Source organism: Neobacillus sp. plas4, assembly GCF_057221695.1.
Genome location: NZ_CM170152.1, coordinates 4,670,714 through 4,687,468 on the forward strand (window position 1 = coordinate 4,670,714; position 16,755 = coordinate 4,687,468).

A 16,755-nucleotide genomic window follows, 5' to 3' on the forward strand; every position below is an offset into this window, starting at 1 on the left:
CTTCTTTAGCTCTCTAGGATTTCTCCTTGTTTATCAATTCCTTTAATTCTTGAATAAAAACATTAATATCTTTAAATTGACGGTACACAGACGCAAACCGTACATAGGCTACCTCATCCACATGGGCAAGCCTGTCCATGACCATTTCACCAATCAATTCACTTTTTATTTCGGATATTCCTTGACTGCGCAGTTCCTTTTCTACCCCTTGGGTAATATCCTCTAATTCCTTTAAAGCAACAGGACGCTTTTCACAGGCTTTAATTAAGCCACGTAAAATTTTATCGCGACTGAATTCTTCCCTCGTACCTTCCTTTTTGACGACGATCAGTGGAATTTCTTCAATCTTCTCGAATGTCGTAAAACGATATCCACATTCTTCACACTCACGCCTTCTTCGGGTTGCACGACCCTCATCAACTGGCCGGGAATCAAGCACACGTGTACCATAATTTTGACATGAAGGGCACTTCATTTGATCAACTCCCAAATCAATCCATACATATTTATATATGAACTATCTTATTAAAAAGAAAACGGTAACACAAGAAATTATCAATTTTTTCCGCTTCGAACTAGAGTATGTAATTTGTTAATTTTCTCGTAATATGAAATTAACCTTTTCTTTAAAACGGGATACATACCGACGGGTGAAAACCTTTCAGTAGAAATATTAAAATCTACTGCTGTTTCCATAGGTTTCACTGAAACTACCGTTACAATAAGAAAGCAAGGAACCGGTTTATCAATTTCAACGGCAATTTCCCCATGATCTTTCGAAACAGTTGCGATTCGGCAATCCGCGTCCTGTCTAAAGAGATCCTCAACAGATTTAAATACCTGATTGAAAGTGGCTTTATAGTAATGGGTAGTTAAGGCACTATCCTTTTGATTATCTGAAGTTTCGACCTGCTTTCTAAAACGAATAAATAAGTTACCTAACATAGAATAATTGCCTCCAAATATATCTTTTACCTTAGTTTACAATACTTTGCGAAAAAAATAAAAGAGGTGTACTCAAAATACACCCCTTGTCATTATTATTTTTATAGATTTTAAAGAGCTTTTGCCTGTTTTACTTGAACAGGACCCATACCACGTGGAATTTCAATATTTTCACGTGTTTGTGCATTTAAGTTTTCAGCAATATAATCTGCTGCTACATTGGGATCTAAATCTCCGCATGTATAAACATCAATGCTTGCATAGCCATGTTCAGGGAAGCTGTGAATGGTTAAGTGAGATTCAGAAATGATGACAACACCGCTCACGCCTTGTGGTGCAAATTTATGAAAAGCTACCTCACGAATTTCTGCACCGGATTTAAGGGCTGCTTCGACAAAAGTTTGTTCAATAAAATTCATATTATTCAATTTTTCAAAGTCGCATCCCCATAATTCAGAGATTACGTGACGTCCTATTGTTTCCATATTTATGTTCCCCCTCCAAACATTTTTGCTTCATTCTTGAAATCATTTGTTGATGGTATCTAGTAATTACAACGGGGGAAAGTTAGTCCAATGAGGTCCTAACCCTTTAAGTAATTAATCGGCACCTAATTTCAAGAAGTTCACGATGATTAGTATACTAAGTTTATATTTCTTTTGCAACCTATCATTCTAAAAATTCCCATTTCTTTTTGAGGGGCATGTACCTCAAAAAAAACAATAATCTGTATGGAAAAGGAAACGGCACAAAAAAATGCTGTCCATCGACAGCATTTCTTTATTCTATCCAACTTTCACTGAATTGCTATTCGCCATTAAATGGGCAACATATAAGGTAAGATCAACCACGCGTGAAGAATATCCCCACTCATTATCGTACCAAGCCAGCACCTTTACTTTTCTGTCCCCCATTACCATTGTAGACAGTCCATCGATGATCGCAGAATGCGGATTTGTATTGAAATCAACGGAGACAAGCGGTTCCAATGTAAAGTCTAGAATCCCCTTTAGTGGGCCATTTTTTGCTTCAATAAATGCTTGATTGATTTCATCAAGTGTCACGTCCTGCTTCAAATCGACAACCAGGTCAACGAGTGACACATTTGGTGTAGGTACGCGAAGTGACATTCCATGCAGCTTACCCTTTAACTGCGGTAATACTAGTGACAATGCTTTAGCTGCTCCCGTTGTGGTTGGGATGATAGATTGTCCACATGCTCTGGCTCTCCGCAAATCTTTATGCGGATTATCGATATTCCTCTGATCATTTGTATAGGAATGAATGGTTGTCATAAGACCATTTTCGATTCCAAATTTTTCATCCAAAATCTTCGCCACTGGTGCTAGACAGTTCGTCGTACAAGAAGCGTTGGAAATCACATCGTGTTGGTGGATATCCAACTTTTCTTCGTTAACCCCCATAACAATTGTAATATCCTCATCTTTCCCCGGCGCAGTAATAATTACCTTTTTTGCTCCTGCGTCTAAGTGCAGACTAGCTTTGTCACGTGAATTAAATTTTCCGGTCGCTTCAATCACCACATCAATATTTAAATCTTTCCATGGAAGCTGTTCCGGATTTCGATTACTTAATAATTTTACACGTTTACCGTTTACAATTAGCTCTTCATCTAATGCAATGATATCCCCTTGAAATGGTCCATGAACCGTATCATATTTAATTAAATGAGCTAATGTTTCTGCAGGATAGCTCGCATTAATAGCAATAATATCAAGCTTATTTTCAAGGATAGCTTTTCTAAAAACCATCCTTCCAATTCTCCCAAAACCATTAATTGCAACTCTCGCCTTCATTTCACGGCCCCTTCCGTAATAATGTTATACTTATTAACTTAATTCGATGTAATTAGTATAACATATTTGGATGAAAATGCGATATATAATGTGCGGATTTTTCAAAAGTTTTTAATCCGTATAGCTTGTTAACAGAATATCCATGTTTAATGGGCTGGGGGCAGGGAACTTGTTAACAAAATATCCATGTTTAATGGGTCGCTGGGGTGGGAAACTTGTTAACAAAATGTCCATGTTTAATGCGTCGCTGAGGTGGGAAACTTGTTAACAAAATGTCCATGTTTAATGCGTCGCTGAAGTGGGAAACTTGTATAAAATTAGCGGTAGAGAAAGGGTGTGGGGAATGTTAATTCGGCCGCGAGAAATATCAGTAGAAATAATCATTTTGCGAATTCTGAGTAATAGAATGAAGTTAACAGAAAAAGAGAAGCTTCATCTTTCAAATCAGGAAAAAGGGTATGAAGGCGAAGTGAAGTTTGACGCACTGACTGAGGGGTTAGAAAACGAAAATTTGATTCTTAATGATTTGTTACTTGAAGTGGGTGAATCCTTATTCCAAATCGACTCTTTGATTATCTTTTCAGGAGTAATACACCTGATTGATGTGAAATATTTTGAAGGAGAGTACTATTATGATGATAATGAATTATTTAAAACAAAAACTGGAAGCGAAAAGAAGGACCCACTGCTTCAGTTAAAGAGATGTCATTCCTTGTTCCGCCAATTACTCCAAAAAAATGGTTTTAATTTTCCCACTGAAGCACATTTGGTTTTCAATAACCCCGAATTTACTTTAACTCTGCCAACCCAAAATCCACAAATCATCTTACCTACACAAGTAAACTCTTTCATTAAAAAACTAAAAAAGATCCCTTCGGGGTTGAATGAACGGCATTCGAAACTTGCTGACCTGTTAGTTTCCTTGCATCTAACTGAAAATCCTTATAGTCGGTTACCAAAATACAATTTTAATATGCTCAAAAAAGCAGTATTCTGTGGGAATTGCCACTTGACATCGCTATCAATCAACAGAAAGATAATAACCTGTAATCAATGTGGGTATGTAGACGACGTTGATTCCGTGATAATGAGAAGTGTAAAGGAACTACGAATACTGTTTCCAGGAGTAAGAATAACAACAAAACTTTTGCATGAGTGGTGTGGGGGTAGTATTTCAATAAAAACAATTAGACGAATTCTAAAGAAAAACTTCAAGGCAATCGGAAATACGAAGGAATGCTATTATGAGTAACTTACAATATAGGGATTGTTCCCGTAATTACTACTTACTTGGTTTACGGGCACAATCATCGCTGGATTGTTACGATAATTCGCGTTCAACGGATTTATCGGCACAATCTTGGCCGGATTGTTACGATAATACGCGGTCACCGGATTTAAGGGAACAATCACCACTGTATTATAATCTTATATACAAAAAAAGAAGGGGCCTCCCCTTCTTTTTTTACAAGCTATCAATTCCCCAACCCCGTAATATTTCAACGAGCTGTTCCCTCGATTCAGCCACGGCCCCGTTGTTATCAATAACCGCATCGGCTAAAGCCACTTTTTCCGCAAGCGGCATTTGCGATTTTACGCGTGCCTCCGCATCTTCCAACGTGAGATCATTCCTCTCCATTAGCCGCTGCAATTGGACCGAACGATCTACATAGACCAAAATGGTCTTTTCAACCATATATGTTAATTTACTTTCAAACAAGAGTGGGATATCGAGGACAAGGACTTGTTCCCCGCTCCCCTTCGCCGCTTCCACTTTGTCACTCATTCTTTTTCTTACTTCAGGATGAACAATATTGTTTAAGAGCTGTCGTTTCTCAGCGTTATGAAAAATGATCGAACCGAGTTTCACCCTATCAATTTCACCGCTAGCCAGTAAAATATCCTGACCAAATTCAGCAACGATTTTTTGATAGCCGGGTTCTCCTTTTTCAACAGCAAGGCGGGCTTCTATGTCTGCATCAATTACTGTAATGTCCATTTCTTTTAACATGTTTGAAACTGTACTTTTTCCACTGGCTATTCCGCCTGTTAACCCGATTACTAGTGACATACTCTTTTCCTTTCTTATCATAATTTCCAAATACCGATGATAATTAATAAAATCCCTGGTAGAAAGGTAAATTTCTGGACCCAACTAAACCTATGAAAATAGGCACCGCTTTTTATTCCTAAAAGAACAAATAAAGAACTCATCACCGCTACGCTGACAGCTAGATAAATAGGGGAGAATCCAATCATAACCGCACCAATTCCTGCGGCAAATGCATCAATAGACAAGGCAAAACCCAGCATAAATGCCTCAATTCCAGTAATGGTACCTGAACGGTCAAAGTCCGCAGACATTGGTTTTTTTAGAATATTGATGGCGATTCCTAAAGATTGAATTTCAAAATTGACAATTAACTTTTCATGTTCGAGCAGTTCGGAATCCTTTTCTTTTTCAGGCCGGAAAAATTGATACAATACCCAGGCACCGAGAGCAATTAATATTAAGCCCCCCAGGCTTGCCGTGATACCAGGTGATAAGATTCTTTCCAGACCATGTCCAATTGACACAGCAACCAACAATGAAATTGCAGAACAGGTAGCAATAATGAGTACTGATTTGAGCGGCAGTACCATTTTTCTTAATCCGTACGTAAACCCTACGCTAAAGCTATCAAGACTGAGAGCAAAAGCCAGCAGGAGAAGTGAGAACAATTGAAACATGATGTCTAGGGCTCCTTCCGTCAATCACTACGATAGTATATGGCAGGAGCCCATCCTTTGTTATTAAATTGACACTTCTCTTGCTTAAAGCTTTTGACAGTTAGGACAGAAATGGGTTCCTCTTCCGCCGACCTTGGTTTTTTCCAGCGGCCTTCCACAGTTTTTGCAGGCTTCCCCTTCGCGGCCGTAAGCATATAACTCGAGCTGGAACATTCCAATTTCACCCTGTGAATTTACATACGAACGAATGGTACTTCCCCCTTTTTCAACCGCTTCACCTAATGTCGCCACGATTTCCCGATGAAGTAATGTTAGTTCAGGTTCACTCAAAGAATTGGCTAGCCTTTCGGGATGAATTCCTGAACGGAACAAAGCCTCGTCCACATAGATGTTCCCGAGTCCGACAAAGACTTTTTGATCCAGGAGTGCAGGTTTTATTTTTCGATTCGTCTTTTTTAGCCTTTCAGTCAAGTACTCTACAGTAAACTCCTCTGAAAATGGCTCTGGTCCAAGGTCAATTAGCGGGGGCTTGAGAAATTCCTCCCCTTTTTTATACAAGTGCATCGTTCCAAATTTACGAACATCGCGATACCTCAGCTCACTTCCATCTGTAAAATGGAAGATTACATGTGTATGCTTGTCATATGGTTCTTCACTTGGATAAAGCCCATATTTTCCTTCCATCCGTAAATGAGAGACGAGGGCGTACGTATTCGTATAGATGATTAAAAACTTTCCTCTTCGGCCGACATCCTCAATGGTCTCGCCCTTAAGGGCATCCATGAATTGTTCAACTTCGAGTGGATTTTTGATAATTTTTGGCCAATGAATGGTTACATTTTCAATCTGTTTTTGCGAAACAAGTTTTTTTAACGTTTTTCTAACTGTTTCTACTTCTGGCAGCTCTGGCATACAATAAGTCCTCCCTAAGATGACCAGCTTCAGCTTCTAGGTGCTTCCGCTTTTCTATTTCGCGTCAAACCATGTTGGGCCATAGGAAAAGTCTACTTTTAATGGCACTTTTAATTCGAGTGCATTTTCCATAACATCCGGAACTAATTTCTTCAGCGTTTCGATTTCCTCTTCTGGTGCTTCAAAGATGAGTTCATCGTGAACTTGGAGAAGGAGTCTTGTTTTTAACCCATAGTCCTTCAATGCATCCGCCATATCGATCATGGCCTTTTTGATGATGTCAGCGGCACTTCCCTGAATGGGTGTGTTCATTGCCGTTCTTTCGGCAAAGCTTCGAATATTAAAATTACGGGCCGTAATCTCCGGAATATATCTTCTTCTGTGCAGAAGGGTAGTAACATAGCCTTTTTCTCTGCAGGAATGGATAATGTCATCCATATATTCTTTCACTCCTGGATAGCTTGTAAGGTAGCGGTCAATAAATAGTCCAGCTTCCTTACGGGTAATACCAAGGCTCTGCGAAAGACCATAATCACTTATTCCATAAACAATCCCAAAGTTAACTGCCTTTGCCTGACGCCTCATATTGGATGTTACCTCATCAGCACTCACATGGAATACATCCATTGCAGTTTTCGTGTGAATATCAAGATCATCCTTGAATGCCTGAATTAGTTTCTCATCACCGGCAATGTCGGCAAGAACTCTAAGCTCAATTTGTGAGTAGTCCGCAGCAAAAATGATCCATCCAGGTTCTGATGGTACAAAGGATTGACGGATTTTCCGCCCCTCTTCTAACCGGATAGGAATATTTTGTAGATTTGGGTCAATGGAGCTTAATCTGCCTGTCGATGTTAAGGTTTGTTGATATCTTGTATGAATCTTCCCTGTTTCTGGATTGATCACTTTAAGCAGACCTTCAATATAGGTAGATTGCAGCTTTCCTAACTGTCGGTAATTGAGAATATGCACAATGATTTCATGATCATCTGCTAATTTCTCCAAGACGTCTGCGGATGTGGAATATCCTGTTTTTGTTTTCTTAAAGGCTGTCAGGTTCAACTTTTCAAATAAAATCACACCTAATTGTTTAGTTGAATTAATGTTGAACTTTTCACCGGCCAACTCATAAATGGTACCTTCAATTTCAATGAGGCGGTCATGAATTTCGCCGCCCATCTTAAGCAACCGTTCCTTGTCGACCTTGATTCCGCACGATTCCATATCCGCCAATATCAGTGATAATGGCATTTCCAGCTCAGTAAATAATTCATATTGTTCATTTGTTTTTAACTCGTCTTCCAGCTTTTGTCTCAAATCAAACATTGCGAGACTTTTTCGAACAAGATGCTCTGCCAGCATTGTGTCTTCTGGAATTTTTCTTTTTGCTCCTTTTCCATAGAACGACTCATCTGATTGCATCGTAATTCCATATTTTTTCGCGATGTCTGCAAGATCATCAATCGATTCAGTTGGATTGATAATATAAGAAGCCATTAACGTGTCAAAATTGACCCCTTTTAAATGAATGCCATGCCTTCTTAAGGAAACCTCTGAACGTTTCGCATCATAAACTGTTTTCTTTTTTGAATCATCTTCAGCCCATTTTTTAAAGCTTTCAGATTTTAAAGCTACATCAGTTGGAAAATAATAATAGCCAGTTTCATTTACAAGTGAAAAACCGATAATATCTGCATAATGATAGTTATCGTCGAGCATTTCAATATAAAAATGATTATCTTCAGCGAACAACTCATCCGTTATGACTTCAGGTGTTTGAAACTCTATTTCTTCAAGTTCAAGCTGTTCGGTACTTGTTGTGTCGCCGCCTAACTTTTCCAATAATGAATGAAAGCCAAGTTCTTTATATAAAGCGACAATTTTTTCTCTTTCATATCCCTCAAAAAGGGCATTTTCTACGGATACTTCGACGGGTGCCTGCCTTTCAATCGTGGCAAGCTCCTTACTCATCTTTGCCTGCTCTTTAAATTCTTCGAGTTTTTCCTTTAACTTATTTCCAGCTACTTGATCGATCGAATCTAGTAACTTCTCTAATGTAGAAAATTCCTTCAACAGCTTAATCGCCGTTTTTTCTCCGACACCGGGTACACCTGGAATATTATCTGAAGCGTCACCCATTAGCCCCTTCATATCGATAATTTGCTCAGGCGTTAGACCGTACTTTTCCATTACATGTTCTGGCGTATATTCCTCTATATCTGTGATTCCTTTTCTCGTTATTCCCACTGTCGTTTGTTCAGAGGAAAGCTGTGTTAAGTCTTTATCTCCTGAAATGACTTTAATTTCATAGCCTTCCTTTTCAGCAGATAATGAAAGAGTCCCAATAATGTCGTCTGCCTCATAATTTTCGAGTTCATATCGCTGAATCCCATACGCATCAAGCAGTTCCCGAATATAAGGAAATTGCTCCGATAATTCTGGAGGCGTCTTTTGCCTGCCGCCTTTATACTCACCAAATGTCTTATGCCGAAACGTAGTCTTCCCCGCATCGAATGCAACCAGTATATGTGTGGGCTTTTCATCTTCCATAATTTTATTGAGCATCATGGTAAACCCATAAACTGCGTTTGTATGGACACCTTTATCATTATTTAACAGGGGCAGCGCAAAAAATGCACGGTAAGCGATACTGTTCCCATCAATTAATACTAATTTCTTCTTTTCCATCCATTTACCCCTTTCAGGTTAATTAATATATTTATGTAATTCGATGATAAATTCACTGCCTTCACCAACCGTACTTCTCACGTTGATGTTTCCATGATGCGCTTCAACTAAATGTTTTACGATCGCTAATCCAAGACCTGTCCCGCCTGAATCACGGGCTCGTGCCCGATCCACACGATAAAATCGTTCAAATATCCTTGGGATTTCCTCTTTTTTAATTCCTACACCTGAATCTTTCACATGTATTTTCACGGTTTTCTCGTGATCAAATAGTGATATTTTCACATTTCCATTTGGCTGTGTATACAAAATGGCATTACTTATTAGATTAATAAAAACCTGCTTTAATCGGTCATAATCTCCCTGTATATATAATTCTTCCCTATTAATCTCAAGTTCTAGACGAATATTCTTTAATTTTGCTTTTTTATCCAGCATGGTGATCACTTCATTAATTAATTCTAAGAGATCCAAATTCTGAATGTACAGCTTAAACCCGTGCTGCTCAATTTTTGAAAAATCAAGGAGATCTTGGATAAGCTTTTGCATTCGATCGCTTTCTTTATGGATAATGGATAAAAATGCTTCCAGTGTATCCTGATTGTTCATCGCACCATCAATCAACGTTTCGGTAAATCCTTTGATAGAGGTGACCGGTGTTTTTAGTTCATGAGAGACATTGGCAACAAAATCTTTTCGCATTTGTTCAAGCTTTTTAATTTCTGTAATATCATGGAATACCAGTAAAACACCTTTCCAGACATTATTAATTCCGATGATCGGTATCCCTTGAACATCGAAGTACCTTCTTTCAATACCCAATGGTAACAACAAATGTTTTTTAACCTTTTGTTCTGTCCGAAAAACTTCCCCTATGACATTGCGGATTTCTTCCTGCTCAATCACTTCGTAATAAGCTTTATTTAGGTAATTAGTAGATATTACATGGAAAATTTCAGTGTATCCCTTATTGATAAGATTTATAAATCCGCCGCTGTCGATTAACAGAAGCCCAGCACCCATATTTTCAATCAGTGCACTTAAACGATCCTGCTGAATTTCCTGCGCTTTACTCATCTCTTGAAGATTTTTGGCAAGCACATTAATGGATGAACTTAACATCCTTGTTTCGCTTCGTTCATCACCTTCTACTCTTGCCCAGTAATTTCCTTCAGCTAATTCGATGGCGACATGGGTAGCTGCTTCAATTGGTTTTGAATAACGTGCTGTTATTCTATATCCAAGATAGATGAAGACAACTAATGCAATAACTAAACTTATGGATAAAATTAACCATATTTGTCCATATGCCTTTTGAAGTTCACTCGTTTTAGTAATGATGAAGATATATCCTTCTAACTTCCCAGCTTTTAAAACGGGTTTCCATGAATAGTGCAGGTCGTATTCATCGTGTTCTACCAGCTTCGTTTCGTTCTCAGGTTTTTCCTTTAAAACCTCATTAATGTTTTCTTTAATCCCGTTTAAATTTGACTGTTTCCCACTGTCAAACAGAAGAACGCCATTGGAGTCTGTAATGGCGAGCCTTACATCTAGCATTTGGCTTATTTCGTTTACCTGATCCTGATTGATTGAGTTCACTCCGCCATTATTTTCAATATAAAGCTTTAGTAAGCTGCCTTCTTTATTTAGCCGTTCATTATATGTATCAAGGTAATTGCTTTTAAATAGCTGACCAAGTAATATCCCCAATCCGACCAAACCAATGACAACTAATGAGATAAGGGCGAAAAGGAGCTTAGACCGAAATCTATTCATTCCGTCTTTGGCTCCTCGAGTTTATATCCCAACCCACGCACTGTTTTGATATAAATTGGTTTCCTCGTATCAGCTTCAATTTTCTCCCTCAGATGGGAAATATGTACATCAACAATCCGAGTATCACCAGCAAATTCGTAATTCCAAACAGCACTTAGTAACTGATCACGAGTTAAAACTCGATTTTTATTTTGAGCTAAATAATGCAGCAACTCATATTCTTTTAGCGTAATTTCCAATTGCTTCCCTTTAAAATACGCTTCATATTTCTCAGGATAAATCTGCAGGTTTCCAATCGCAATGATTGATGTATCCGGTTGTTCTTCTTCCTTATTAATTGTTTGTATTTGGATTCTTCTTAGGATTGCTTTTACCCTGGCAACTACTTCTCTTGGACTAAAGGGCTTGATCATATAATCATCTGCACCTAGCTCTAGGCCCAATATTTTATCGAACTCATCATCTTTAGCCGTTAACATAAGAATCGGAGTCATGATTTTTTGTTGACGAAGCTGTTTACAGACTTCTATACCGTCCATATTTGGCAGCATCAGATCTAAAACAATAATATCAGGTGCCATTGTTTCTGCTAATTGTTTGCCCGTCAATCCATCCATGGCTGTTATTACATCATACCCTGCTTTTTCCAAATTATATTGGAGCAAAGTGACAATTGACTGTTCATCATCTACAACAAGTACCTTATTCTTCATATTCCCCTCCGCGTGTATGTTTAAATCTTCACATTTTCATTATAATATAGAACCAAAAAGATTACCTCCTATCCAACTTAACCACAAAAAAAGGAATGTGTGAGCACATTCCTTTTCAGATCGTACCGTATTAAAAATTATCTAACACAGTACCATCCATTCCACCTAAGCGATAGGGAGGGCAAACCATTAATTTTCCAGTTATAACAACTTCGTTTTCTTCATTTGTCCCAACAACTGTAATTGCCACGGTATGGTCATCGTGATTGATTTGAACAACCTCTAACAATAACTCGACAGTTGCATAGTGGTAAACAGGCTTAGGGAAATTGATTTCCTGGCTGATAATATGGCTTCCAGGCCCAGGTAAATATTTTGAAACAGCCGATGTAATCATTCCTGTAAGCATAACGCTGGGGACAATCGGCTTTTTGAAAGGTGTTTGGGATGCATAATCATGTTGAATAAATAGGGGATTGGCATCATCGGTAAGCCCTAAAAAAAGAAGAATGTCCTTATCCTCGATTTTTTCAGTTAATGCTAGTTTTTCCCCGACTGATATTTCTTTAATTTCTCTTCCTAGTTTTCTTTTTTTTCCTAAAAGCATTTAGCGGCCTCCTTTGTAAACGGTTTCATCGTGCGGTAGAAAAAATTCGAGGAAAAGTTTTTCCCCGAATTTCTAGTTTATTAAACTAATACTTTCATTACGTTTTGAACGGATTCAACGGACTTGTCTAATGCAGCTTTCTCTTCAGCTGTTAGATCAAGCTCAATTACTTTTTCAATTCCGTTTGCACCAAGGATGGTTGGCACACCAAGGTAGATACCTTCGTATCCAAATTCTCCTTCAAGATAGGCAATCGAAGGAAGAACACGACGCTGGTCTTTTAAGATTGCCTCACACATCTCTACTAGGGAAGCTGCAGGAGCATAATAGGCACTGCCGTTTCCTAGTAAATTAACGATTTCGCCGCCGCCTTTTCTAGTACGCTCGACAATAGCCTCTAAACGATCTTTAGGGATTAAGGTTTCTAATGGAATCCCACCTGCATAGGAATAGCGTACAAGTGGAACCATATCGTCACCATGACCACCTAATACAAAACCGGTAATATCTTTCACAGAAAGATTTAATTCTTGTGCAACGAATGTACGGAAACGAGCAGTATCCAATACACCAGATTGACCGATTACACGGTTTTTAGGGAATCCTGATTCTTTAAATACCGTATAAGTCATGGCATCAACCGGATTGGTTAATACAAGGATTATACAGTTTGGAGAATACTTTACAATTTCCTTTGTAACACTTTTCATTACCTTTTGGTTGGTTTGAACTAAGTCATCTCGGCTCATTCCAGGCTTACGAGCAATACCTGCAGTAATAACAACGATATCAGAATCACGAGTATCTTCGTAATTAGAGGTACCAGTGATATTCGAATCAAATCCTTGTACTGGACTAGCTTCAAGCATGTCTAATGCTTTTCCTTTAGTAGGATTTTCCATTTGAGGGATATCAACCAGAACGACATCGCCCAATTCTTTTTGAGCAAGTAAGAATGCAGTTGTAGCACCAGTGAAACCTCCACCAATTACGGAAACCTTTTTACGCTGTAAAGACATTTTTAACTCTCCCCTTTGAAAGTATTATTGTCGATAGTCGAAAGGGCTGTTCGAAAACAGCCCTGATTATCCATGTCAAGTTTTCTCTAGGTGCACTAGCCTACTAATTATTCCATGTTCTTAATTAATTCATCTGCAAATTCAGATGTTTTAACTTCTGTTGCTCCATCCATTAAACGAGCGAAGTCATAGGTTACTACTTTAGAAGCGATCGTTTTTTCTACTGACTTAATAACCATAGTAGCTGCTTCATTCCAGCCTAAGTGCTCAAGCAGTAATACACCTGAAAGGATAACAGATGAAGGATTTACCTTATCAAGTCCTGCGTATTTTGGAGCTGTACCATGTGTTGCTTCGAAAATAGCATGACCAGATTCATAGTTGATGTTTGCTCCAGGAGCAATTCCAATTCCGCCTACTTGTGCAGCAAGCGCATCAGAAATGAAGTCCCCGTTTAAGTTCATAGTTGCTACAACATCAAACTCACGTGGACGTGTAAGAATTTGCTGTAAGAAGATATCAGCAATTGCATCTTTTACAATAATCTTTCCAGCTGCTTCAGCTTCAGCCTGTGCTTTATTTGCAGCGTCTGTACCTTGATCAGCCTTAATGCGATCATATTGAGCCCATGTAAACACTTTTTCACCAAATTCTTTTTCAGCAAGCTCATAACCCCAGTTTTTGAACGCGCCTTCTGTGAATTTCATGATATTTCCTTTGTGAACAAGCGTAACAGATTTACGGCCTTCTTTAATGGCATAGTTAATCGCTGCGCGTACAAGACGAGAAGTTCCTTCTTCAGAAACTGGCTTAATACCAATACCTGAAGTTTCAGGGAATCTGATTTTCGTAACACCCATTTCGTTTTGTAGGAAGTTGATTACTTTTTTAACAGCTTCTGTGCCTTTTTCATATTCGATTCCTGCATAGATATCTTCAGTGTTTTCACGGAAAATAACCATATCCGTATCTTGCGGACGCTTTACAGGAGAAGGAACACCTTCAAACCATCTAACTGGTCGTAAGCATACAAATAAATCTAACTCTTGGCGCAAAGCTACGTTCAATGAACGAATACCGCCGCCAACAGGTGTTGTAAGCGGGCCTTTGATTGCAATCAAATATTCGTTGATTAGATCAAGTGTTTCTTGTGGAAGCCATTCACCAGTTTGGTTAAAAGCCTTTTCCCCCGCAAGAACTTCTTTCCAAACGATTTTCTTCTCACCTTTATAGGCTTTTTCAACTGCTGCATTTAAAACTCTCTCGGAAGCTGCCCAAATATCTGGACCAATTCCGTCTCCCTCGATAAATGGGATAACTGGATTGTTTGGTACATTCAATACTCCATTGGTAACTGTGATTTTTTCGCCTGTCATGATTAAAGTCTCCCTCCGTATGTAAAAAGCAATCAATAGATTGATTCCTTGGTTAGAGATACGTATCTCTAACCAAAGGATACAATCCTATTAGACCAATTTTTTTCAAAAAAGTAAAATAATTAATTAACCTCTTTGGTTAATTGGAACGTATGTCTGCATGCCGGGACCAGTATATTCCGCACGCGGACGAATTAAACGGTTGTTATCATACTGTTCTAAGATATGAGCCAGCCATCCAGAAACCCTGCTTACAGCAAAAATCGGTGTAAATAAATCATGGTCAATACCTAAGCTGTGGTACATAGACGCAGAGTAGAAATCTACGTTTGGCGGTAATTTCTTTTCGCCTGTAACGATGCTTTCTATCTTTTCAGACATCTCATACCAATGAGGCTCGCCTGTAAGCTCTGTTAACTTTTTAGACATTTCTCTTAAGTGCTTGGCACGAGGATCGCCTAAGCGATAAACTCGGTGTCCAAAGCCCATGATTTTTTCCTTGTTTTCGAGCTTTCCGCGAACATATGGCTCAACATTTTCGATGGTGCCAATTTCTTTAAGCATTTTCATTACTGCTTCATTCGCACCGCCATGAAGTGGACCTTTAAGTGCTCCGATTGCAGCTGTAATACCGGAATAAACATCTGATAGAGTTGCAACACAAACTCTTGCCGTAAATGTAGAAGCATTAAGTTCGTGGTCTGCATGTAAGACAAGGGCCTTATCTAATGCATCGACTGCAATTTTATCCGGCTCATTACCTGTTAACATATAAAGGAAGTTTGCCGCAAAGCCTAAATTTGTTTTTGGAGCAATTGGCTTAAGACCTTTTCTGACACGTGCAAAAGTAGCTACAATTGCAGGCATTTTAGCTTGTAGTCGAATAGCCTTTTGATAGTTTGACTCAGCGTCCATCAAGTCTGCCTCTTCATCATAAAGTCCTAACAATGATACTGCTGAACGAAGCGCAGCCATTGGATGAACTTTATCAATCGGATACATGTTAAAGTGCTCAATCACTTCTTTTGGTAATGCCGCGTTGTCAGCTAGCTGCTGTTTCAATTCAGCTAATTGAGGTTCTGTCGGTAATTTACGGTGCCATAACAAATAAATAACTTCTTCGAAACTTGCATTTTGAGCTAAATCATCGATGTTATACCCAACATAGGTCAACGTATCGTCAATGATTGAGCTGATAGAAGAAGTTGTTGCCACTACCCCTTCAAGACCGCGTGTTACTGTCATAGAAAATCTCTCCTTCGCTTTCTAATTTCCCCATTGTCCATCTCTGTAAAAAAAGAATTATTTTTATCAGCTGAAAATTGTTATTAATTACAGCCATGTTGAAAGAAACTCTTCATTTCAAATTTTGCATATGAATTACTAACGCGCGCACCCATCAAACAAATATCTAGATTGAGCGCTTGCTCGGGTTAAAGCCAGCAAATTGAATAACCTTTTCTTTATTAAAAAAAGTTATTACCAAGTAATCTAGCATATTTATGTGACTTATGTAAAAAAGGATACGCTTTCAAGTCCTATTATAAACAATTATCAGATTTTTGTGAACGAAAAGGAGCCGAAAAGTTCAAAAAAATATTATTTTACAAAATATCTAACTAAAAAAGTTGATTATTTTCATTGCTGTATAGGCTATTCCTGCCCCAATTAATGGACCTACGGCCACACCTTTAAAGATTGATACAGACAAAATCGTTCCTAGAACTAGTGCCGTTGTAATATGTGGGTCATCTTCTAATAGTGAGACCCCGCCCTTGGCAAGTAAGGCAACGGCTATTCCTGAAATCAGTGCCACCCAAGCTAATGATGATTTAAAGGCACCAGAAAGGTCCTTGAAACCAATTTCTCCCGAAGCAATCGGTGCTAAAACGGCAATCGTAATAACAGTAACTCCCCAGTTTATTCCTTTACTCTGTATAAAAGTGAAGGTTTTTGTTTCAAGTCCACTCAATTTTAATACAAGTAAAACGACGATAGCAATGATCAAGGATTGGTTTTTTGCAATAATTCCAATAATCAATAGCAGCAATAAGAATAAAAACGACTCATTAAACATCCATTTCACTCATCCTTTTCTCGAATCTAATATGGAAAATCATGCAGTTTTGTACAAAAAATGTTAAACTTAAAGTACCTAGTTGACTGGTTAAG

General features: G+C 38.5%; 16 protein-coding genes. 1 reads left to right on the forward strand and 15 read right to left on the reverse strand.

Going from position 1 to position 16,755, the window contains the following annotated elements:
• Positions 1 to 13: 13 nt before the first annotated feature.
• From nrdR to AC2TFD_RS23595, 4 genes are all read right to left on the reverse strand, one after another.
• Positions 14 to 475 (reverse strand): transcriptional regulator NrdR, encoded by a 462-nt coding sequence (gene nrdR / locus AC2TFD_RS23580; protein WP_045523558.1) that lies wholly within the window; start codon positions 473 to 475, stop codon positions 14 to 16.
• A gap of 80 nt (positions 476 to 555) precedes the next feature.
• Positions 556 to 945, reverse strand: a complete 390-nt coding sequence (locus tag AC2TFD_RS23585; RefSeq protein WP_335567152.1) for a hypothetical protein — start codon at positions 943 to 945, stop codon at positions 556 to 558.
• A gap of 110 nt (positions 946 to 1,055) precedes the next feature.
• On the reverse strand, positions 1,056 to 1,430 hold the full coding sequence (speD, locus tag AC2TFD_RS23590; RefSeq protein WP_484674089.1) for an adenosylmethionine decarboxylase: 375 nt from the start codon (positions 1,428 to 1,430) through the stop codon (positions 1,056 to 1,058).
• Between the two features lie 300 nt (positions 1,431 to 1,730).
• On the reverse strand, positions 1,731 to 2,762 hold the full coding sequence (locus tag AC2TFD_RS23595; RefSeq protein WP_335567153.1) for a glyceraldehyde-3-phosphate dehydrogenase: 1,032 nt from the start codon (positions 2,760 to 2,762) through the stop codon (positions 1,731 to 1,733).
• 343 nt (positions 2,763 to 3,105) lie between these two features.
• On the opposite strand from AC2TFD_RS23595, the gene AC2TFD_RS23600 reads away from it, so the two are divergent.
• Positions 3,106 to 4,014 (forward strand): nuclease-related domain-containing protein, encoded by a 909-nt coding sequence (locus AC2TFD_RS23600; protein ID WP_484674090.1) that lies wholly within the window; start codon positions 3,106 to 3,108, stop codon positions 4,012 to 4,014.
• A 213-nt stretch (positions 4,015 to 4,227) separates the two neighbouring features.
• On the opposite strand, the gene coaE is transcribed toward AC2TFD_RS23600, so the two are convergent.
• From coaE to AC2TFD_RS23655, 11 genes are all read right to left on the reverse strand, one after another.
• Positions 4,228 to 4,833: a dephospho-CoA kinase gene (gene coaE / locus AC2TFD_RS23605; RefSeq protein WP_484674091.1), complete on the reverse strand. Its 606-nt coding sequence runs from the start codon at positions 4,831 to 4,833 to the stop codon at positions 4,228 to 4,230.
• A gap of 17 nt (positions 4,834 to 4,850) precedes the next feature.
• The gene (gene ytaF, locus AC2TFD_RS23610) at positions 4,851 to 5,492 is read right to left on the reverse strand and encodes a sporulation membrane protein YtaF (protein WP_335517832.1); all 642 of its coding nucleotides are present in this window, start codon (positions 5,490 to 5,492) and stop codon (positions 4,851 to 4,853) included.
• A gap of 84 nt (positions 5,493 to 5,576) precedes the next feature.
• Positions 5,577 to 6,404, reverse strand: coding sequence for a DNA-formamidopyrimidine glycosylase (gene mutM, locus AC2TFD_RS23615; protein ID WP_335517830.1), 828 nt, complete (start codon positions 6,402 to 6,404; stop codon positions 5,577 to 5,579).
• Positions 6,405 to 6,458: 54 nt separating this feature from the next.
• Positions 6,459 to 9,092 (reverse strand): DNA polymerase I, encoded by a 2,634-nt coding sequence (gene polA / locus AC2TFD_RS23620; RefSeq protein WP_484674092.1) that lies wholly within the window; start codon positions 9,090 to 9,092, stop codon positions 6,459 to 6,461.
• Positions 9,093 to 9,110: 18 nt separating this feature from the next.
• The gene (gene pnpS / locus AC2TFD_RS23625; protein ID WP_484674093.1) at positions 9,111 to 10,868 is read right to left on the reverse strand and encodes a two-component system histidine kinase PnpS; all 1,758 of its coding nucleotides are present in this window, start codon (positions 10,866 to 10,868) and stop codon (positions 9,111 to 9,113) included.
• Positions 10,865 to 11,581, reverse strand: a complete 717-nt coding sequence (locus AC2TFD_RS23630) for a winged helix-turn-helix domain-containing protein (protein ID WP_335519820.1) — start codon at positions 11,579 to 11,581, stop codon at positions 10,865 to 10,867. Before AC2TFD_RS23630 ends, pnpS begins: the two co-directional genes overlap by 4 nt.
• A 130-nt stretch (positions 11,582 to 11,711) precedes the next feature.
• Complete coding sequence (locus AC2TFD_RS23635; protein WP_484674094.1) at positions 11,712 to 12,188, reverse strand: MaoC/PaaZ C-terminal domain-containing protein; 477 nt, start codon at positions 12,186 to 12,188, stop codon at positions 11,712 to 11,714.
• Between the two features lie 80 nt (positions 12,189 to 12,268).
• The gene (gene mdh, locus AC2TFD_RS23640) at positions 12,269 to 13,207 is read right to left on the reverse strand and encodes a malate dehydrogenase (protein WP_335519813.1); all 939 of its coding nucleotides are present in this window, start codon (positions 13,205 to 13,207) and stop codon (positions 12,269 to 12,271) included.
• A gap of 107 nt (positions 13,208 to 13,314) precedes the next feature.
• Positions 13,315 to 14,583 (reverse strand): NADP-dependent isocitrate dehydrogenase, encoded by a 1,269-nt coding sequence (gene icd, locus AC2TFD_RS23645; RefSeq protein WP_335519810.1) that lies wholly within the window; start codon positions 14,581 to 14,583, stop codon positions 13,315 to 13,317.
• A gap of 126 nt (positions 14,584 to 14,709) precedes the next feature.
• Entirely contained in the window at positions 14,710 to 15,828 is a 1,119-nt protein-coding gene (gene citZ / locus AC2TFD_RS23650; RefSeq protein ID WP_335567159.1) for a citrate synthase, read from the reverse strand.
• Positions 15,829 to 16,198: 370 nt separating this feature from the next.
• Entirely contained in the window at positions 16,199 to 16,660 is a 462-nt protein-coding gene (locus tag AC2TFD_RS23655) for a DUF441 domain-containing protein (protein WP_335567160.1), read from the reverse strand.
• Positions 16,661 to 16,755: the final 95 nt, after the last annotated feature.